The 21478-nt window shown below is 40.1% G+C and carries 17 protein-coding genes; 15 read left to right on the top strand and 2 right to left on the bottom strand.

Annotated features, from left to right (window positions below):
- Positions 1-2559 (bottom strand): penicillin-binding protein PBP1a, encoded by a 2559-nt coding sequence (gene ponA / locus J678_RS21380; protein WP_032027499.1) that lies wholly within the window; start codon positions 2557-2559, stop codon positions 1-3.
- Positions 2560-2720: 161 nt separating this feature from the next.
- On the opposite strand from ponA, the gene J678_RS21375 reads away from it, so the two are divergent.
- The 15 genes from J678_RS21375 (at position 2721) to J678_RS21305 (ending at position 21104) form a co-directional block, all read left to right on the top strand.
- On the top strand, positions 2721-3779 hold the full coding sequence (locus J678_RS21375) for a pilus assembly protein PilM (RefSeq protein ID WP_004711654.1): 1059 nt from the start codon (positions 2721-2723) through the stop codon (positions 3777-3779).
- A complete protein-coding gene (locus tag J678_RS21370) occupies positions 3779-4423 on the top strand; it encodes a PilN domain-containing protein (protein WP_031956429.1) in 645 nt (214 codons plus the stop codon). The genes J678_RS21375 and J678_RS21370 overlap by 1 nt, the downstream gene beginning before the upstream one ends.
- A complete protein-coding gene (locus J678_RS21365) occupies positions 4420-5160 on the top strand; it encodes a type 4a pilus biogenesis protein PilO (protein WP_031956426.1) in 741 nt (246 codons plus the stop codon). The genes J678_RS21370 and J678_RS21365 overlap by 4 nt, the downstream gene beginning before the upstream one ends.
- 10 nt (positions 5161-5170) lie before the next feature.
- Positions 5171-5698 (top strand): pilus assembly protein PilP, encoded by a 528-nt coding sequence (locus J678_RS21360; protein ID WP_032027497.1) that lies wholly within the window; start codon positions 5171-5173, stop codon positions 5696-5698.
- A 62-nt stretch (positions 5699-5760) separates the two neighbouring features.
- Complete coding sequence (gene pilQ / locus J678_RS21355) at positions 5761-7887, top strand: type IV pilus secretin PilQ family protein (protein ID WP_031956423.1); 2127 nt, start codon at positions 5761-5763, stop codon at positions 7885-7887.
- 11 nt (positions 7888-7898) lie between these two features.
- Positions 7899-8468 (top strand): shikimate kinase AroK, encoded by a 570-nt coding sequence (aroK, locus tag J678_RS21350; RefSeq protein ID WP_000643712.1) that lies wholly within the window; start codon positions 7899-7901, stop codon positions 8466-8468.
- Between the two features lie 28 nt (positions 8469-8496).
- Positions 8497-9579 (top strand): 3-dehydroquinate synthase, encoded by a 1083-nt coding sequence (aroB, locus tag J678_RS21345; protein ID WP_031956422.1) that lies wholly within the window; start codon positions 8497-8499, stop codon positions 9577-9579.
- Between the two features lie 16 nt (positions 9580-9595).
- Complete coding sequence (locus J678_RS21340) at positions 9596-10471, top strand: hypothetical protein (RefSeq protein ID WP_031956420.1); 876 nt, start codon at positions 9596-9598, stop codon at positions 10469-10471.
- 462 nt (positions 10472-10933) lie between these two features.
- A complete protein-coding gene (gene gltB, locus J678_RS21335; RefSeq protein WP_171070761.1) occupies positions 10934-15409 on the top strand; it encodes a glutamate synthase large subunit in 4476 nt (1491 codons plus the stop codon).
- 69 nt (positions 15410-15478) lie between these two features.
- Entirely contained in the window at positions 15479-16900 is a 1422-nt protein-coding gene (locus J678_RS21330) for a glutamate synthase subunit beta (RefSeq protein ID WP_002051782.1), read from the top strand.
- A 173-nt stretch (positions 16901-17073) separates the two neighbouring features.
- A complete protein-coding gene (locus J678_RS21325) occupies positions 17074-17961 on the top strand; it encodes a metal-dependent hydrolase (protein ID WP_002051771.1) in 888 nt (295 codons plus the stop codon).
- 132 nt (positions 17962-18093) lie between these two features.
- On the top strand, positions 18094-18684 hold the full coding sequence (locus J678_RS21320; protein ID WP_002051712.1) for a LemA family protein: 591 nt from the start codon (positions 18094-18096) through the stop codon (positions 18682-18684).
- A 21-nt stretch (positions 18685-18705) separates the two neighbouring features.
- Complete coding sequence (locus tag J678_RS21315; RefSeq protein WP_031956417.1) at positions 18706-19782, top strand: TPM domain-containing protein; 1077 nt, start codon at positions 18706-18708, stop codon at positions 19780-19782.
- Positions 19776-20336, top strand: coding sequence for a TPM domain-containing protein (locus J678_RS21310; RefSeq protein ID WP_031956415.1), 561 nt, complete (start codon positions 19776-19778; stop codon positions 20334-20336). Before J678_RS21315 ends, J678_RS21310 begins: the two co-directional genes overlap by 7 nt.
- 339 nt (positions 20337-20675) lie before the next feature.
- On the top strand, positions 20676-21104 hold the full coding sequence (locus tag J678_RS21305) for a pilin (RefSeq protein ID WP_031956413.1): 429 nt from the start codon (positions 20676-20678) through the stop codon (positions 21102-21104).
- 158 nt (positions 21105-21262) lie between these two features.
- Here the strand turns inward: J678_RS21305 and J678_RS21300 are convergent.
- Positions 21263-21478, bottom strand: a 216-nt coding sequence (locus tag J678_RS21300) for an IS256 family transposase (protein ID WP_025469423.1), incomplete at its 5' end; no start/stop codon positions are given.

Below are 21478 nucleotides of genomic sequence, written 5' to 3'. Positions count from 1 at the left end.
TTACTCAATTTGGTTAATCAAGTTTTCTAACTCATCTTTGTCACGCTTCGGCGCTGTTCCTTGTGAAGGCTTCATTGCTGGAGGTGCTGCCTTAGATGGAATTACAATTTCCTCACCAGGTAGGTCATCAAAGTCATTATTGGTGTTAGCTTTCGGTTGCGGTGGTGCGGGACGATAGAGTGGACGTGCTAACGGTGGTGCAGCACGATATGTTTTCTTATCGCCTATTTCTGTAGCGACAGCTTGTTTGTCACGAGAAATAGGTGCCTGAGCATCTTTTTCTAAACGAACCCAAGAAGCTGGAGTACCTTTTAGAGATTGATCCATAAAGTTAATCCAGATTGGTAATGCGGCAATACCACCATACTCACGACGGCCAAGAGTCGTTGGTTGGTCAAAGCCGACCCATGTAATTGCGACTAACTTGCCGTTGAAACCTGCAAACCATGCATCTTTTGCGTCGTTCGTTGTACCCGTTTTACCACCCAAGTCACTACGGCCAATTTTAAGTGCGGCACGACCTGTACCATGCTCAATTACGTCACGTAAGATATTTGCCATATCATAAGCAGAGCTTGATTTTAAAATACGCTGAGCTTGACGATATTGACTATTATTCTTATCAGTTTGTTTTAGGTTAAGCTGTTTAGCTGCCTTTTCTTTCCGTTCCAACTCTTTATTGGTCACTTCAACAACTTGATCAACTGGTGTAGTTGCCTGTGCATCTTCAGTTGTTTCAGGTGAATTAATACATGGAATACATGCATATTCTGGCTTAGCTTCGTAAATCACTTTACCGTATGCATCTTCAATACGTTGAATGAAATGTGGTTGGACACGGTAGCCACCGTTTGCAAACGTTGCATAACCTGTTGCCATTTGAATTGGCAATACTTGAGGTGTACCTAAAGCAATCGTGTAGTTACGTGGAATCTGATCTTCTTGTAAACCAAAATCCATGAATAACTGACGAGTACGTTCAATCCCTACAGTTTGTAAAAGTCTTACAGAGACGGTATTACGAGACAAATACAAAGCACGGCGTAATGGAATCATACCTAGGTAACGGCCATCAGAGTTCTTTGGTGTCCACTTACCAATGGTAATCGGGCTATCGTTGACCATGCTATAAGGTGTCATACCACGTTCTAATGCTAAAGCATAAAGGAATGGTTTGATGGTCGAACCCGGCTGACGCCAGCCTTGTAAAGCACGGTTAAATTTTGATTGATAGAAATTATAACCACCAACAATTGCTTCAATGGAGCCATCATTTGGATTAATTGCGATAAGCTGACCTTGAACTTTAGGTACTTGAACTAACGACCATGCAGTTTTAGCTTCATTTGGACGTAAACGAACAATATCCTTAACCTTAACAATCTGAGATGCACGTGAAGGTGCTCCACCTACGCTATTTGCATTGCGATAGGGGCGGGCCCAAGACATGCCAGACCATTGCACAGTGACTGTTGAACCATCTTGCATTAACGCTTCAAAAGAGTTGTTATTTACTTTAGTCACTTCTGCAGGGTAGGTATTGGCATAAGCTCTAAATTGGCTTAATGGTTTGTCATGTGCTTCTGCTCCACGCCAGCCATGACGACGGTCATAAGCCTCTAAACCATCTTGTACAGATTTTTCTGCAATAGCCTGACGTTGGGCGTTAATGGTCGTGTAAACCTTATAACCTGAGTCAATTGCTTGTTCACCAAAGTGTTTTACAAGCTCTGAGCGGACCATTTCACCTGCATATGGGTGAATATTATTTAGGTCACGGTTGGGCATATTCAAGTTGATCGGCTCTGCAACTGCCTTTTGATACTCTGCTTGAGAAATATAACCGAGCTGCAACATACGGCCTAAAATCCAGTTGCGGCGTTCAAGTGCCCGTTCTGGGTTAACCACTGGGTTGTATTTAGATGGTGCTTTCGGTAAGCCAGAAATCATAGCCATTTGAGCGATGCTGAGCTCATTAATACTCTTGTTATAGTAAATTTTTGCAGCAGCTGCGATACCGTAAGCATTTTTACCCAAGAAAATCTTATTCACATAAAGACTTAAGATGTCTTCTTTAGATAAGTTTTGTTCAATTTTTCGGGCCAAAAAGATTTCGGTTAGTTTGCGTTTTAAAGTTCTTTCTGGGCTTAAATAATAGTTTTTTGCAACCTGCATTGTGATGGTAGAACCACCTGTTTGCACATCAGACCCAGTAACACTTTCACTTAAAGCACGGCCTAAACCTTTAAAGCTAATGCCGCTGTGTTCGAAGAAAGAAGAATCTTCTGCTGCTAGGAATGCATGAATAAACGTAGGAGGAATTTGTTTGTATTCAACAGGAATAGAAAGTTTACCACCGTACTCAGCAATAAGTTGGTTGTCGGCTGTATAGACTTGCAAGGGCTTTAAAAGCGGTGCTTTTTTTAGTGAACTCATTTCCGGGAGGGTTGGGGCAATATAGAGATACATGCCATAAAATCCCATCGGAAGTGAGACTAAGATAATAATAATGATCAAAAAAATTGGACGCACGAAGCCCAAACTGGATAGCTTTTTCATGATAAGTAAGCTTTAATAAGATCGAATACAAACTAATTGTGGTCAGTATAGCCTTTAGACATGCGGATTGTTAGATGAGATATTGTATCCGTGTAAAAATAAAGACCGAGATTATTGGTTTGTAATTTTTTTTGGGGATAAAAAAATAATAGGACAATAGTGTGCTCAGGTTATATCGTAAACCTAATAAGGGGTTAATGGGGGTCGATATTAGTTCGACTTCTGTTAAGTTGTTAGAGCTCTCTGTCAAGAACGGTAAATATTGGGTAGAAAGCTATGCTTTGATGCCTTTACCTGAAAACAGTGTAGTTGAAAAAAATATCTTAAATCCAGAAGCGGTAGCAGAAGCTTTGGAACGGGCGATGAATTTAGCAAATCCCCAAACCACTAATGCTGCAATTGCTGTTCCAACATCGACGGTTATTCATAAAACTATCGAAATGGATGCAGATATGAGCGATGACGAACGTGAAGTTCAGATTCGTGTAGATGCGGAGCAGTACATACCGTTCCCGCTGGATGAGGTGAGCCTTGATTTTGAGGTTTTGCCTGATCGCTTGCTGAATCCAAATCGAGTAAATGTTCTTTTGGTCGCAACAAGAACGGAAAACGTTGAAACACGTGTTGAAGTTCTTGAATTGGCAGATTTGAATCCTAAACTGGCAGATGTCGAGAGTTATGCAGTCGAACGTGCTTTTAGTGTGTTTGCTGATAGCTTGCCGATGGGCGCAAATACGATAGGAATTTTAGATATCGGCCATACCATGACAACACTATCGGTCATGCAAAACGGCAAGATTATTTATACCCGTGAGCAGGTCTTTGGTGGCAAGCAACTTACGCTTGAAATTCAAAGTCGTTATGGTTTGTCTTTAGAGGAAGCAAGCCGAGCGAAAAAAGACCGCACTTTACCAGATGACTATGAAATTGAAGTGCTAGATCCGTTTCTAGATGCTGTAGTTCAGCAGGCAGCTCGCTCATTACAGTTTTTCTTTTCTTCATCCCAATTCAATGAAATTGACCATATTTTGCTTGCAGGGGGGAATGCTAACATTCCAGGCCTTGCTAAACTTTTGCAGCAAAAATTAGGTTACCGTGTCACTATTGCCAATCCATTTTTACAAATGGGCTTTTCTCCTCAAGTCGACGTTCAAAAAATTGAAAATGATGCTTCATCTTTAATGGTGGCGTGTGGCTTGGCTTTAAGGAGTTTTGATTAATGGCAACAATTAACTTACTACCTTGGCGTGAAGAGCTGAGGGAGCAACGAAAAAAACAATTTATAACTTTATGCTTTGGGGTGGTTGTTTTGGGGATTACAACCGTATTTGGGGGATGGTTCTATTTTGATCATAAACTAGATGATCAAACGCAGGCAAACCAACTTATTACAAGTACAAATCAAAACCTTGATCAGCAATTAAAAGCATTAAACGGTTTACAAGAACAGCGTGATGCCATTATTGAGCGCATGAAGTTGATTCAAGATTTGCAGGGTCAACGTCCAGTAGTGGTGCGACTAGTTGATGAACTCGTTCGAGTCACGCCACCAGCAATGTATCTCACTAAATTTAGCCGAACCGGGGATAAATTTACAATAGAGGGTAAGGCTGAAAGTCCAAATACGGTAGCTGAATTACTCCGTAATCTTGAAGCATCTCCTTGGTATCGTAATGCTTTTATGAGCTCTTTCTTGGCGACTGAAGATAAAAAAGATAAGACTGCTAGCTCTCTTCTTCCTAGAGTAGAAGATCATTATGGCAGTTTTGTTGTGACTGTCGATTTGGGGGAAATGGGCGTGACCACAACGAATAAGGATGCTGATAAGCCAGCCGTAGCTAAAGACACGGGGGCAGCCAAATGAGTCAAGATGAACTTCAAGAATTATCATTAGAGCAATCAGCTTCAAAGAAAAAGAAATTCAATTTAGATAAATTCCTTCAGCAATTTAATACGCTGGATATGAACAACTATGGTAGTTGGCCAATATCTGTAAAAATTACTTGCTGGATTTTTATTTTCTTTGCTGTGTTAGCTTTGGGATATTTTGTTGCTATTCAGCCAAAGCTACAAGCAATTGACAATGCCCAAGCTCAGGAAGGTAATTTATTAAATGAATTTCGAGAAAAAGACTCGAAATTACGTAATCTTCAGCAGTATCAAGTACAGCTTCAAGAGATGCAGGCAAATTTCAACCAGCAATTAGAACAATTGCCGAAAGAAACAGAGATTCCAAGTTTAGTTGAAGATATTAACTTAACTGGTGTGAACTCTGGATTGAAATTTAAAAATATCCGCTTAGAAAATGAAGTGAAGCAAGAAATTTTTATCGAACAACCTATCGCAATTGAGGCTACAGGGGACTATCACGCATTTGGAGCTTTCGTAAGTAGTATTGCTGCTTTACCGCGTATTGTAACCATGCACGATTTTACTGTTGATGCATCACCAGCCAAAGATAGTAAGTCGGATATTCCTGTACTGAATTATTCTATTAAAGCGAAAACCTATCGATATGTAGAAGCAACAGATACACCGACACAATCGGCCCAGGCTCCAGCAGCCTCTGCATCTACTAGCACTTCTGCTCAGCCGAAATAGGAGAGTGATGATGAAAATTAAGCAAATTACTCTTTATGTTTTGGCTTGCGCTGCCCTTGTGGGATGTGATTCAAGAATCGATGCTGTGAACCAGCAAATGGCAAGTATCCGTAACCAGCCACCGTTACCTATTGAACCAGCACCGATTTTTACCCCTGTACCACAATTTAATTATGCTGCTCATCAATTGAAAAGCCCATTTATGCCAAGCTCGCTGGCTGCTGAACTCAAGATTATGGCTGGAAAACGGGGTTATCCAAATTTCTCACGTACGCCACAGCCATTAGAAAGTTATGCACTTGAAGCTTTAAATATGAAAGGAAGCATGCGTAATAATCGTGGTCAAATATTGGCTTTAATCCAAACACCAGATCATCAAATTGAACGGGTACAAGTGGGTAATTATATGGGTATGAATCAGGGCCGTATTACTCATATTAGCCCGACCCAGATTGATTTGGTTGAGATCGTGCCAGATGGTCGAGAAGGCTATGTCGAAAGACCGAGAACATTGGTCTTGATTGGGCCAGCACCCTAAAACTTAGGGAATAACAACGAAAAAGTATTTTTAAAGATTATTTAATTGGGGATGGTCAGACAATGAATCAGGTATTCCGTCAGTTTTCTTTGGGGGTTGTAGCTGTTGCAATTATGCAGGCTGCATCTGCACAGGTCAGCATGACCAATATTGTACCAACGCAAATAGCAGGTCAGGGCACAGAAATTAGAGTCATGTTTAATGGCTTACCACCACAGCCACAAGCTTATCAACTTGAAAATCCTTCACGTTTAATACTAGATTTTGATAAGGCACAGCAAAGTTTAAAACAGTCTAAAATTGCAGTTGCAACCAATGAAGCAAGTTCTGTTGATGTGACTTCAGATGACCAGCGTTCACGTTTAACCGTAAACCTAAAAGATGCTGGCGCTTTTACAACACGTGTGGAAGGTAATACTTTCATTTTAAAAATTAATTCGGCCCAAACCAGTAATAAGCCTATACCTGTAGCCGCTGTACAACAACAAGGCGTTTCAAATATTGGTTTTCAACGTGGTAATCAGGGAGAAGGCTTAGTTGTTGTCGACCTTTTAGGGAGTAATACACCTGTAGATGTTCAACAACAAGGCAGTAAAGTTGTTATAAGAACTTTAGGTACAAAAATTCCGGCCCATTTAGCGCGCCGTTTAAATGTAAATGATTTTGCAACACCAGTTTCAAGTATTGATGCTTATAATGAAAAAGATGCTGGTGTAATTACTATTCAGTCATCTGGCAGCTATGAATATATGGCGTATCAGGCTGAAAATAAGCTCACGATTAGCTTAAAACGTCCACAAGATAAAAGTATACCTTCTTCATCTAAGACACCGACTTATTCTGGTAATAAGCTTTCGTTAGATTTCCAAGACATTGAAGTACGCCGTGTTTTGCAATTACTTGCTGATTTTACAGGTATCAACATGGTGGCTGCGGATAGTGTGCAAGGTAATATCACGCTACGCTTGAAAGATGTGCCTTGGGACCAAGCACTCGATATTATTTTAAAGACGAAAAATCTTGATAAACGTCGTAACGGGAACGTGATCTGGATTGCACCAGTCGCTGAGTTAATTAAAGCAGAAGATGATGAAGCAAAAGCCTTAGCGCAAACAATTAAATTGGCTCCGATCCAAACAGATTATATTCGTATGAGTTATGCGAAAGCGGTTGATGTACTTAAGCTAATTGAAGATACTCGTGATGCAAAAGGGGCAGCTGCAAACCGTACTGCTAATTCAGATGCTCTTGCTTTAGAGAGTTTATTGAGTTCCCGTGGTAGTGCTGTAGCTGATTCACGCACTAACACCTTGATTGTAAATGACACAGCACAAAATATTGATAAAGTTCGTAAAATGATTGAGTTGCTTGATGTGCAAGTTAAGCAAGTCATGGTTGAAGCACGTATTGTAAGAGCCTCTACATCATTTACCAAAGAACTTGGGGTGAAGTGGGGTATTCTTTCGCAAGGTATTACCAATAATAAAAACTTATTGGTTGGTGGTAGTGAAACAACCCTGTGGAATTTGCGTGAGCCTAAAAAAGATGAGACTACGGGAGGCTATAAATATACTATTGAGCGCCCTGATAACTTAAACGTTGACTTGGGAGTTTCTAATCCAGCGGGAAGTATTGCCTTTGGTCTCATCAGTATGTCTGACTTCATGTTGGATCTTGAGTTATCTGCTTTACAAGCTGATGGCTATGGTGAAGTGATTTCAACACCTAAAGTCATGACTGCTGATAAACAAACTGCGAAAGTTGCAACAGGTCAACAAGTTCCTTATTTAATGACGACCACTTCTGGTGCTGGTTCTACAGCGACAACATCATTTAAAGATGCTCTCTTAAGTCTGGATGTTACTCCGAGCATTACACCTGATGGCAAGATTCAAATGAAATTAGATATTTCTAAGGATTCTATAGCTGGTGAGGCACCGAATGGTGAATTAATTCTGAATAAGAATAATATCAATACCAATGTATTGGTGGATAATGGAGAAACTGTCATTTTAGGTGGTGTATTTGAGCAGACGACAAAGAATTCTCAAACCAAAGTTCCTTTCTTTGGTGATATTCCTGTAGTTGGGCGTTTATTTAGAAAAGACGTAAAGTCTGATGATAAACAAGAGTTGCTGATTTTCGTTACACCACGAATTGTTAATGACACTTTAGCGAGAAATCATTAATATATTTTTTAATGAAAGCAATTGAAATAGGTGGCGCCTTGCCAAGCAAAGCGTTTGAAACCCTACCAAATATTTATTTGGTAGGGCCCATGGGGGCAGGAAAAACAACCGTTGGACGTCATTTAGCAGAACTATTAGGGCGTGAATTTTTAGATAGTGATCATGAAATTGAGCGCAAGACAGGGGCAACTATTCCCTGGATTTTTGAAAAAGAAGGAGAAGTTGGATTTCGCACCCGTGAAACTGTGGTCTTAAATGAACTCACTTCACGTAAAGCATTAGTGCTAGCAACAGGCGGCGGGGCCATTACCCAAGCACCTAATCGAGAATTTTTAAAGCAACGTGGAATTGTTGTTTATCTCTATACTCCTGTCGAATTACAACTACAAAGAACCTATCGCGATAAAAACCGACCTTTACTACAAGTTGAAAATCCTGAACAAAAACTGCGGGATTTATTAAAGATTAGAGATCCTTTGTATCGCGAAGTTGCACACTATACGATTGAAACAAATCAAGGTGCTGCACGTGATCTTGCACAAAAGATTTTGCAACTTATTCTATCGAACAAGTTAAAATAGACGAACTGACTAGTGGTTTTATAAATTCATGCAAACTTTACATGTTGAATTAGGCGAACGCCGTTATCCTATTTTTATTGGTAGTCAACTTGACCCGAAACAATTACTAGAACCATATATTCATGGTCAACAGGTCATGATTGTAAGTAATGTTACGGTTGCGCCTTTATATTTAAGCCACTATCAGGAAGCCTTAAAGAGCCTAGGTAAAACGGTTGCGACCTGTATTTTGCCCGATGGTGAAAGATATAAAGATATTCAACATTTAAATTTAATTTTTGATGCGTTGCTTGAAGCTGGTTTTAACCGTGATTGTACAGTTTTAGCTTTAGGTGGGGGCGTGATTGGGGATATGGCGGGTTTTGCCTCTGCTTGTTTCCAACGTGGCGTTTATTTTGTTCAGGTTCCTACCACATTACTTTCACAAGTAGATTCAAGTGTGGGTGGGAAAACAGGAATCAACCATCCGCTTGGCAAGAATATGTTAGGTGCTTTTCAGCAACCACAGGTTGTTTTGGCTGATATGGCACAACTGAATACATTACCAGAACGTGAGCTTTCAGCTGGTTTAGCTGAAGTGATTAAATATGCACTTTTAGGTGATGTAGATTTCTTGGTTTGGCTTGAAGAAAATATGGATGGCCTTGTTGCAAGAGATGCTAATTTACTTGCAGAAGCTGTCTATCGTTCATGTGCTCATAAAGCGCGTATTGTTGCGAATGATGAAAAAGAACAAGGTGAGCGCGCTTTACTTAATTTAGGCCATACTTTCGGTCATGCGATTGAGTCATATCTTGGTTATGGTACTTGGTTACATGGTGAAGCTGTTGCAACCGGTATGGTCATGGCGGCAGATTTATCACAACGTTTGGGCTGGATCTCAGATGAAGATGTAGCTCGTACAAAAAAAATCATTCAACGTGCGAATTTGCCGATATCATGTCCACAAATTCCATTGGATGATTTCCTTGGATATATGGCTCATGACAAAAAAGTTCTCAATGGGCAATTACGTTTGGTGTTGTTAAAGCAACTTGGGCAAGCAGTAATTACCAAAGACTTTGATGTCGAATTGATGAAACAGGCTATTTTGGCAAATCAACACGGATAAAAAAATAAGGTAAAGCATGACTGTATCACGTACACTTTGGCAGAATGTTCAACAATATATCTGGTTGGTTGGTGGTATTGCCTGCTTATTCCTTGCTTTTATTTTTTGGGTAATTACCGATAGCAAAAAACTGGTTGAAGTTGAAAAGTCGGCTGATTCTGAGGCGCCTGTACAAATTCAACCAGAGAAAGTTGCTACAACTCCTAATCTGGGTGCTTTAGCGGATGAAGTCCGTCCACTCGATTTGACCACTCGTACAGTTGCTTCGGGTGAGCATGAACTTGAGTTCCGTGGTACAAAGTTTATTAATGAAAATAAAAAACAATGGACGCTTGAGCTATTCCGTGCCTCTGATGAAGACATTATTAAAAACTTTTTAAAAAACCGTACCGACCGTAATAAATTTATTTATTTCCGCTTAAGTGGGGAACAACAAGCAGAGCAGTATGTGTTGGTCTATGGCACATTCAAACGTTCAGAAGATGCAATTCAGCAATTAACACAAATTAATCTGCAATTACCTGAGTCAGTTAAACCTCAGCCACAACAGTTCTCAAGTTATGCCTCACTGGTAAATGACTTGGGAGCAGATGAGATGAAAGGTGGTAATAATCAGCTTTATGAAGTACGTCTGCGTCCGGCTGCTTTACCTACAATTGATGAGTCATTATTGATGTCAGGAGTAGCTACGGGAACTGCCAATGCTCAGCCTAAAGCTCCTGCAACTAATTCAGCTACAAAAACTACGATTATTCGTCGTGATGCAGAAGGAAATGTGGTTGATGTACAGCAATCAAATTCTAATATTGATCAGCCTAATAGAACACCTCAAACACGAATCAATGAGGGACAGCAGAAAAATGCCACAAATGAGGGCACAAAAGGGAATTAATCCACCTCGTAATGTGCGCAAAAATGGTGCAAATTAGTTGAATAATAATATTTTTTGACCATATGTGGTGCATATTTAGTCATTTTCTTACATGATAACGTGAATAAAATAACTATATTTATAATAAATATAAGTGTTTAGTCTTAATTTTTCAATATGGCACACTTTTTGCTTTATTGTTGTGCTTATTAATGTGCTGCAAACTATTTTAGCCCTCTAAGAAGTGAATTCTATGCAGAGTCGTGGGGTCGAACTGCTTTAAAAGAGTGCGAAATAAGTCAAAACATTTTTCTAGCAAAAACCAGTGTACGTAAAAATGGAACAGCGTATATTGGCTTATCAGCCCAAAATTTTTTGTTTGCGAAACATTGAGCTAACTATCATCCGTAGGCACTATCGCAAAAAGAAGTTGTTTGTTTGACGCTCGAAAGAGCCTTATTGAAAGAAGGGTACGCTATGCACATGCCATCGCCTAATACTGTAGCTCCCGCTCAAGGTTTATATCAACCTGATGAGTTTAAGGATAACTGTGGTTTTGGACTGATTGCCCATATGAAGGGTGAATCAAGTCATCATCTAGTAGAAACCGCGATTCACAGTTTAAGTTGCATGACGCACCGTGGTGGTATTGCCGCAGATGGCAAGACGGGAGATGGTTGCGGCTTATTATTGGCGATGCCAAAGCAATTTTTCCGTGATGAAGCAAAAAAACTAAGTGATATTACACTCAGTGAAATTTTTGCTGTGGGTACGGTATTTTTAAATATTGATCCAGCATTAGCACAACACTCTAAAAATATTTTAACGAAAGAAATCGAGTCAGAAGGTTTACGTGTTCTCGCTTGGCGTATCGTTCCTACAAACAACGATGCATTAGGCGAAATTGCACTTCAATCTTTACCAGCTTTTGAACAAGTCATTGTGAACTGTCCAATGGGTGTAACTGAGGTTGAATTTAACCGTAAGTTATTCTTGGCGCGTCGCCGTGCGGAACAACAACTCCAAAAAGATCCGTTATTTTATGTGACTACGCTTTGTTCAACAGTCATTAGCTATAAAGGCTTGATGATGCCTGCGGCAATTGCTGAGTTCTATACAGACTTAGCAGATGAGCGCTTAAAATCGCATATTGTGGTATTCCACCAACGTTTCTCTACAAATACATTACCGCGTTGGCCTTTGGCTCAGCCATTCCGTTACCTTGCACATAATGGTGAAATCAACACTATTACAGCAAACCGTAACTGGGCATTAGCGCGTACTCCTAAATTCGAAAACCCATTATTACCGGGTCTTACTGAGCTTAATCCGATTGTAAACCGTACAGGTTCAGATTCTTCAAGCTTAGATAACATGCTTGAGATCTTGGTGGGTGGTGGTATGGATTTATTCCGTGCTTTACGCATGCTCGTTCCACCAGCTTGGCAAAACGTTGAAACTCTAGATGCAGACTTACGTGCATTCTATGAATTCAACTCTAAGCATATGGAAGCTTGGGATGGTCCTGCTGGTCTTGTTATTCAAGATGGTCGTCATGCGATTTGTATGCTTGACCGTAATGGTTTACGTCCTGCACGTTGGGTCATTACCAAAAATGATTACATTACCTTGGCATCTGAAATCGGTGTTTGGGGCTATGAACCTGAAGACGTAGTTTCTAAAGGTCGTGTAGGTCCGGGTCAGATTTTGGTAGTTGATACCCTAACAGGTAAAGTACTTGATACTAAAGATGTTAGTACACATTTGAAGAACATGCGTCCATACCGTGAATGGTTACGTGATTATGCGATTCGCTTAAATGCAAACCCTGAACTTGAAGAACAACTTGTTGATAAAGGTTTAACTGGCGAAACATTAAAAGCAGCTCAAAAAATGTTTATGGTGACATTTGAAGAGCGTGACCAGTTGTTACGCCCAATCGCTGAAAGCGGTCAGGAAGCAGTTGGCTCTATGGGTGACGATACACCGATGGCTGTATTGTCTCGTCAAGTTCGCCATGTGACAGATTATTTCCGTCAACAATTTGCACAGGTGACAAACCCACCAATTGATCCACTGCGTGAATCAATTGTCATGTCGCTCGAAACCTGTTTAGGTCGTGAGCAGAATGTATTTGAACAAGGCCCTGAGCATGCTGATCGTATCATCATCTCTAGCCCTGTACTGTCAAATTCAAAAATGCAGCAAATCCGTAGCATTGAGCGTCCGGGTTATGAAGCAGTTGATATTGATTTGAACTATGCTGAAACAGAAGGTTTACAAGCGGCAATTACGCGTATTTGTGAAGAATCTGCACAAGCTGTTCGTGATGGTAAAACCCTAATTGTTTTAACTGATAAAAACATTCGTGAAGGTTTCTTACCTGCAAACGCTGCACTTGCAACGGGTGCGGTACACCATTACCTCATTAAAACTGGTTTGCGTACTGATGCAAACATTATGGTTGAAACTGGTTTTGCACGTGATCCGCACCAATTTGCGGTATTACTTGGTTTTGGTGCGACTGCTGTTTATCCATATCTTGCATACGATGTGATCAATGACTTGATTGCTAAAGGTGAGCTTTTAGGTGATCCGATTCATGCACAAGCAAACTTCCGTAAAGGTATTGAGAAAGGCTTATTAAAAGTTCTTTCAAAAATGGGTATCTCTACAGTTGCTTCTTACCGTGGTGGTCAGCTTTTTGAAGCAGTAGGCTTATCTTCTGAAGTGGTAGATCAGTGTTTCTTGGGCGTTCCAAGTCGTATCCAAGGTGCAACTTTTGTTGATCTTGAAAATGATCAGAAAAAATTAGCAGCAACAGCTTGGTCAAGTCGTAAACCAATTGATCAGGGTGGTTTGCTTAAATTCGTATTTGGTAAAGAGTATCATGCGTTTAACCCAGATGTGATTAACTCACTACATAAAGCGGTTCGCTCTGGTAAATACGAAGACTTTAAAGAATATGCTGAATTGGTAAATAACCGTCCAGTAGCGACTATTCGTGACTTATTTAAATTAAAAACAACCAATCCAATTCCTGTTGAACAAGTTGAATCGGTTGAAGAGATCTTGCCTCGTTTCGACTCGGCAGGGATGTCTTTAGGTGCGCTTTCTCCAGAAGCTCATGAAGCTATTGCAATTGCGATGAACACCATTGGAGGTCGTTCAAACTCTGGTGAGGGTGGTGAAGACCCTGCGCGTTACGGCACAATTCGTAACTCGAAAATCAAGCAAATCGCATCTGGTCGTTTCGGTGTAACACCTGCATATTTAACTTCTGCTGAAGTCTTGCAAATTAAAGTTGCTCAAGGTGCAAAACCGGGTGAAGGTGGTCAGTTACCAGGTGGTAAAGTGAATGGCTTAATTGCACGTTTACGTTACTCAGTACCGGGCGTAACACTTATTTCACCTCCGCCACACCACGACATTTACTCAATTGAAGATTTGTCACAACTTATCTTTGACTTGAAACAAGTTAACCCGAAAGCCATGGTATCTGTGAAGTTGGTATCTGAACCAGGTGTAGGTACGATTGCTGCTGGTGTTGCTAAAGCATATGCAGACTTTATTACTATTTCAGGTTATGACGGTGGTACTGCTGCATCTCCGCTTTCATCAATTCACCATGCGGGTTCGCCATGGGAGCTTGGTCTAAGTGAAGCGCATCAGGCACTTCGTGTAAATGACTTACGTGGCAAAGTACGTGTACAAACTGACGGTGGTTTAAAAACTGGTCTTGATGTGATCAAGGCTGCAATTTTAGGTGCTGAAAGCTTTGGCTTTGGTTCAACACCAATGATCGCTTTAGGTTGTAAATACCTCCGTATTTGTCACTTAAATAACTGTGCAACTGGTGTTGCAACTCAACAAGATCATTTACGTCAAGAACATTATATTGGCGAGCCAGAAATGCTCATTAATTTCTTCCACTTTATTGCGGAAGAAACTCGTGAATGGTTGGCAGCATTAGGTGTTTCTTCATTGAAAGACTTAATTGGTCGTGTGGACTTGCTTGAAGTATTACCGGGTGAAACTGAAAAACATGCTCACCTTGATTTAAGCGCGTTATTAACTTCTCATCCTTCTGCTGAAGGTAAAGCGCAGTACTGTGAAGTTCAAGGTAATGCACCATTTGATAAAGGTGTATTGGCTGAGAAAATGGTCGCAGAAATGCTTCCTGCAATTGAGTCAAGTGCAGGTGGTCAATTCAACTTTAACGTCGTGAACTGTGATCGTTCAATTGGCGCACGTGTATCAGGTGAAATTGCTCGTCGTTATGGCAACTTGGGTATGGAAGCACATCCAGTTGTAATGAACTTAACAGGTACAGCTGGTCAGTCACTTGGTGTATGGAACGCTGGTGGTTTGCATATCCGTCTTGAAGGTGATGCAAACGACTATGTTGGTAAAGGTATGGCTGGTGGTCGTATCTCGATCTTCCCACCAAAAGGTTCACCTTTCCAAACTCAAAATACAGCAATTATTGGTAATACCTGTTTATACGGTGCAACTGGCGGTAAGTTATTTGCAGCTGGTACGGCAGGTGAGCGTTTCGCAGTTCGTAACTCTGGTGCGTTTGCTGTTATTGAAGGTGCAGGCGACCACTGCTGTGAATATATGACTGGTGGTGTTGTGACTGTACTTGGAAAAGTGGGTCATAACTTCGGTGCAGGTATGACAGGCGGTTTTGCTTATGTACTTGACCTCGATAATGACTTTGTAGATTACTACAACCACGAGTTAATTGACTTGACTCGTATTTCAACAGAATCTATGGAAGATCATAAAGAGTTCTTGTTGCGTATTATTGACGAGCATATCAAAGAAACAGGTAGTGCTTGGGCTTATAAAATCCGCAATGAGTTCGATTTCTACAGCCGTAAATTCTGGCTTGTAAAACCAAAAGCTGCTAACTTGCAATCGCTTTTGAAAACTACACAAGCTGACCCACAATAATTCCACGACTGCAAAGACATAGGCAGGTGCGGGCAACAGTGAAATCCGCGCCTACCCACGGAGAGAGACATGGCAGAACGCCTAAATAATGACTTTCAATTTCTGGATGTACCACGTCAAGATCCAGAGAAAAAAGATATTACTGTCCGCAAAGCAGAATTTGTGGAAATTTATAAACCTTTTACTTCGGAAACAGTCACTAATCAGACACACCGTTGTTTAGGTTGTGGTAACCCTTATTGTGAATGGAAATGTCCAGTACATAACTACATTCCAAACTGGCTCAAACTCATCGCTGAAGGTCAAATTTTCCAAGCTGCTGAGCTTTGCCATCAAACCAATACTTTACCTGAGGTATGTGGTCGTGTATGTCCGCAAGACCGTTTGTGTGAAGGCGCTTGTACCTTAAATGATGGGTTTGGTGCAGTAACCATTGGGAATGCTGAAAAATATATTAATGACACTGCTTTTGCTTTGGGTTGGCGCCCAGACATGTCCCATGTAAAATGGACAGGTAAAAAAGTTGCGATCATTGGTGCAGGTCCAGCAGGGCTAGGTTGTGCTGATATTTTAGCCCGCGGTGGTGTTAAGCCAGTTGTATTCGATAAGCGTCCTGAAATTGGTGGCTTACTGACATTTGGTATTCCAGAATTCAAAATGGAAAAGGATGTGATGAAGCGCCGCCGTGAAATTTTCACTGGCATGGGTATTGAATTCCGCTTAAATACTGAAATTGGTAAAGATGTCACGATTGATGAATTACTTGCTGAATATGATGCAGTATTCATGGGAATGGGAACTTATACCTACATGAAAGGTGGTTTCCCGGGTGAAGATCTTGATGGTGTTTATGATGCGCTAGATTTCTTGATCTCTAACGTGAACCGTTGCCAAGGTTGGGAAAAAGATCCAAGTGAATACATTAGCTTAGACGGTAAAAAAGTTATTGTTCTTGGTGGTGGTGATACCGCAATGGACTGTAACCGTACTTCATTGCGTCAAGGTGCTCATGATGTAACTTGTGCATATCGTCGTGATGAAAGCAATATGCCAGGTTCTGCACGTGAAGTAAAAAATGCGTATGAAGAAGGCGTAAAGTTCTTGTTTAACCGCCAACCAATCGAAATTGTTGGTGAGAATGGCAAAGTGACAGGCGTAAAAGTGGTAACGACGCAGATGGGTGAACCAGATAGTCGTGGCCGCCGTAGCCCTGAGCCAATTCCAGGTTCGGAAGAAATTTTACCGGCAGATGCAGTTTTACTCGCGTTTGGTTTCCGTCCAAGTCCAGCAGACTGGTTTGGTAATGTGAATATTAATCTTGATGGTTCAGGTCGTGTAGTTGCACCAGAGCACCAAGAATTTAAATTCCAGACATCAAACCCGAAAATCTTTGCTGGTGGTGATATGGTGCGCGGTTCAGATCTTGTAGTTACCGCAATCTGGGAAGGTCGCCAAGCTGCTGAAGGTATTTTAGATTACCTTGGTGTTTAATCTAAAAAATCATTATTAAAATTTCTGATAAAGCCTGCTATATGCAGGCTTTATTTTTTACCGTTAATCAGTTTGACGTTTTTGGCAAATACAATAAGCTTTTTTGCCCTTTTTGGCCCCTTAGTTGCAAGAGATACTCAAAGCTTCCTTCTTCACTACAGTAGGTGTTGAGCATGAACATCGCAGGTATGACGGCAGAAAAATCATATTTAAATCGTCGAAAAGCGTTGGGTATTACAGTGCGTCGCCTTGAGTTTAATCCTCAAGCAATCAAGCGCTATTATTTTGCAAATTCGCCTTTAATGTCCCATTTTTTAACTGCACTCTCTTCAACATTTCCCGTAGGAGAACAGTTTTTTGTAAATAGCGTGCGTAATGTACGTGACAAAGTTTCCGATCCCCAATTACAGGCCCAGATTGCCGCATTTATTGGACAAGAAGCGATGCACTCGAAAGCGCATGGAGAATTTAATGAGGCTTGGCGCCGTGATGATTATAATCTGGATCGTTTTCAAGCTTGGTTGAATGAGCGTGATAAATATTTAAGAACAATTTCTCCTAAGCTACAGCTGGCATTGACATGTGCATTTGAGCATTTTACGGCTTTGCTTGGAGGGTATATTTTACAGCATCCTGAATTATTAAAAACTTTGGACCAAGATGCGCTAAAGCTTTGGGTCTGGCATGCTATTGAGGAAATCGAGCATCGTTCAGTTGCATTTGATGTATACCAACATGTATATGGCGATGATCGTATTCGCCGTTTACTAATGCGTAGTGTTACTACGGGATTTGCGAGTCTTGCTTTCTATGGTACGACACGATTATTTTGGCAAGATAAATGGAAAAGCTTGCCTAAAATAGGCGGAAATATTTTTGGTGTGTATTTGCTTGTTAAAATGATTATACAACTGACACCTGAATATTTTGCTTATTACAGAAAAGACTTTCATCCGAGTCAAAAAAACTATGGCCAGATGGTCGATTACTGGAAGAGTTATTTGGCGGATGAATATCAAATGACAAGTTTCCAAGAGGAAACAAAGTTAAGGCCAAGCTAGAATAAAAAACCGGATTTAAAGATCCGGTTTTTTTAAATCTATAAAATAAAAGCAACACAATAATGCCAAATTCATCATACAATCGAGACAAGAGGTTAAAAATATAAAGAAAAACTTGAGGATAAAGTGACGATGAAAACGTTTAAACAACTTGTAATCGCGACAACACTTGCAAGCACCTTACTATTTTCCGGCTGTGGCTATAATACTTTACAGGTCAAAGATGAGGCTGTAACAGCGGCTTGGTCTGAGGTACAGAACCAATATCAACGTCGATCAGATTTAGTACCAAATCTTGTAAACGTAGTTAAAGGTTATGCTAAGCACGAAGAGCAAGTATTAACTGAAGTAACTCAGGCACGCGCAAATGTAGCAGGCTTGAAGGTCGATAAAGAAGTATTGGAAGACCCAGCATTACTTGAAAAATATCAACAAGCGCAAAGCCAGTTAACTGGTGCATTATCTCGACTGATTGCTGTTTCAGAAAATTACCCAGACTTAAAAGCCAATACCCAATTCCAAGAATTACAGGTTCAGCTTGAGGGTACAGAAAACCGAATTGCTGTGGCACGTAATCGTTATATTACAACTGTTCAAGACTATAACTCTTATGTCCGTCAGTTCCCACAAGCTGTAACAGCGAAAGTGATTGGCATGCATCCAAAAGCTAATTTCTCTGCAGAAGCATCGGCTCAGCAGGCTCCAAAAGTTTCTTTCGATTAATTTAAATCAGGGAAGAGCCGCATGAGAAATACTATATTGCTTCAGTTTAAGCAAATTAAGGTGTTTGTTATTACCTTAATAGTGCTCTGCTGCAGTGTTCTGTTTCAGAGTGCGGCTTGGAGTGAGAATAATATTGCCACTGCTACCGATGAAACTGATACTGTGGTGGCAGGTAAAATTATTCAACAGCAGCAAGCTCAAGCATCGAAACCTAAAATCAATGAGCAGGCTGCTTCAAGTGCCGCGTCTCAAGCTCAGGTTGCGAATGACATGGCTGATGGTGAATCAATTCGCGGTTTACCAACATTAAATCAGCCTGTTATTGATCAAGCCAATATTTTGAGTGAAGCTGAAAAGCAGCAACTCAATCAGAAAATTTTAAATCTATACCAGCAAGGTAAGGCACAAATAGGTATTGTGATTGTACCGACCACAGGCCAAGAAGATATATTTGATTACGCTTTACGTGTCGGCGAAAAATGGCAACTTGGTTCGAGTAAACGAGATAATGGTTTACTTATCGCAGTTGCTATTAATGATCATAGAATACAAATTTTGACTGGATATGGTTTAGAAGGCGTATTGCCTGATATTGTGGCAAGTCGAATTATTCGAAATCAAATTACACCTTATTTTAAACAAGCCCAATATGCTCAAGGATTAAACGCTGGTCTTGATGAAATCGGAAGGATTTTAAATCTAGATCCGGAAGTTGCTCAGCAAGCTGCTCAAGATTTAAAAGAGCGCCAACATCAGGCTGCCGAAGAACAACAAGCCAAACAAACTACTTTGACAATGGCGTTGTTTATTCTTATTGCCGGAATTGTAGGCTCTTTTATTGTTGGTCGACCTCTTAGTGCTTCTACAGCAGGTGTTGCTGCCGCGGTAGCAGGCTTTGTAAACGGTGCTGGCTTGGTCACTAGTTTACTACTTGGATTTGGTATTTTCTTTTTACTTATTACCTCAATTGCCCAACTTATTTTACAGGCTATTTTAAGTGGTTCTGGTGGTGGTGGACGCGGAGGCGGCTTCGGTGGTGGCGGTTATGGCGGCGGCGGAGGTCGTTTTGGTGGTGGAGGTGCTTCAGGGTCATGGTAACAACATCAGAAACAACACAAATTATTACTCATCCAAAAATTGAGGAATATGTAGAGCCAAGTTTAAAACGTTGGTTTAAGCATCTTTGCTATTTTCCTGCTAGTAGCCGCTATTTTAGTAAAAGGGATAAACAAGCTATTGCTGAAGCTGTTCAACAAGCAGAACTTGGTCATGTGGGTGAAATACAGGTTGTTATAGAAGGGCATATTCCTTGTTCACAAGCATATAGGCAGAACACGCGCTTAAGGGCGCAGCAATTATTTGCAGAACTTGGGGTTTGGGATACTGAACTTAATAGCGGTGTACTGCTCTATTTAAATTTATGTGAACGCACAGTAGAAATTATATTTGATCGTGGAATTCGAAGCGCGACGACTGAGCAGGTATGGCAACAGATTTGTGAGTCTATTGTGCAGCAGCTTAAACAAAAGCAGTATCTACAAGCTGTAGTGATTGGGGTTCAGCAAATTGGTGATGTGATGTCTCGGTTTTACGATGAAAATATGCCAGATCAGAATAATGAATTGGGTAATGCACCTATCATTATTAATTAAATTATCTACACAAACTCTAGCTGTTTTAAAAAATTTGGACAATAAACTGACTGACAAAAAATGTCATCTAATCATGTATTTTTAAAGAGATTTTTGTCACATTAAAAGGTAAAAAAAAGAAGTAGGCTGTGAAGAAATTTTTATTAGTGATTTAATTCTAAAAAAATTATAGTGACAATTTTTGTCACTTATTTACTGCTTTAGCATTTCGAATAAATTTAAAATACTTATAAGCTTTTGTTTTTTAATAAAAATAAAAGTTGGCATGGTTGCTGCAATATATTCTATAGCTCAAAAAGCTTATATAAAAACATACATACAATCTTTGGGGAAAAGGCTATGAATGCACAAAAAGGTTTTACATTAATTGAACTCATGATCGTGGTTGCCATTATTGGTATTTTGGCAGCATTTTCGATTCCTGCATATCAAGATTATATTGCACGTTCTCAGGTCGCAGAAGGTATCAGTTTGGGAGATGGCCTGAAATCAGATATTGCTGATAATTTACAAAATAATCAATGTGAGCCGACTAGCGGTTTATCGGTAACAGGTAAATATAGTAGTGTAGAAGTAGAAGGTGATACTAAAAACGCTACCGCAACAACTACAGGATGTCAGATTAAAATTACTTATGCTACTACTGGTACATCTGGGAAAATTGCAGGTAAAATTTTAGTGTTAGATGTACTTAGTAACGGAACGCTGAAAAAACAGGCTACTGGTACAGATTTGGATGAGAAATATACACCTAAAGGTGTTTTATAAGAACATGAAAGCAAGAGCATTTAATATGCTCTTGCTTTTTGCTGAAAAGGGTAATAAGGAAATATTTAAATTACTAAAGTGATTGTTAATTAAAAAATATAAATAAAAACAAATATATAAATGCGAGCCTGTAAATTATTTTGTGTAAGTTCCATTTTTTATAAATGATCTTTTAATCGATCATCGAACTGAATCGTAAACCAATTCATTGCTAAACGCCAATTTTGAATTGGCATCGTCCATTTCTTCGCAGCATTTGATGTTGCTAAGTAAATGACCTTCTTTACTGAGTCATCAGATGAAAAGATTTTCCTTTTCTTCGTTGAATGGCGTATTACGCTATTCAACGACTCAATCGCATTTGTTGTATAAAT

Source organism: Acinetobacter sp. 1424608, assembly GCF_000588255.1.
GTDB lineage: Bacteria > Pseudomonadota > Gammaproteobacteria > Pseudomonadales > Moraxellaceae > Acinetobacter > Acinetobacter nosocomialis.
This window is presented reverse-complemented; position numbering and strand designations above follow the sequence as displayed.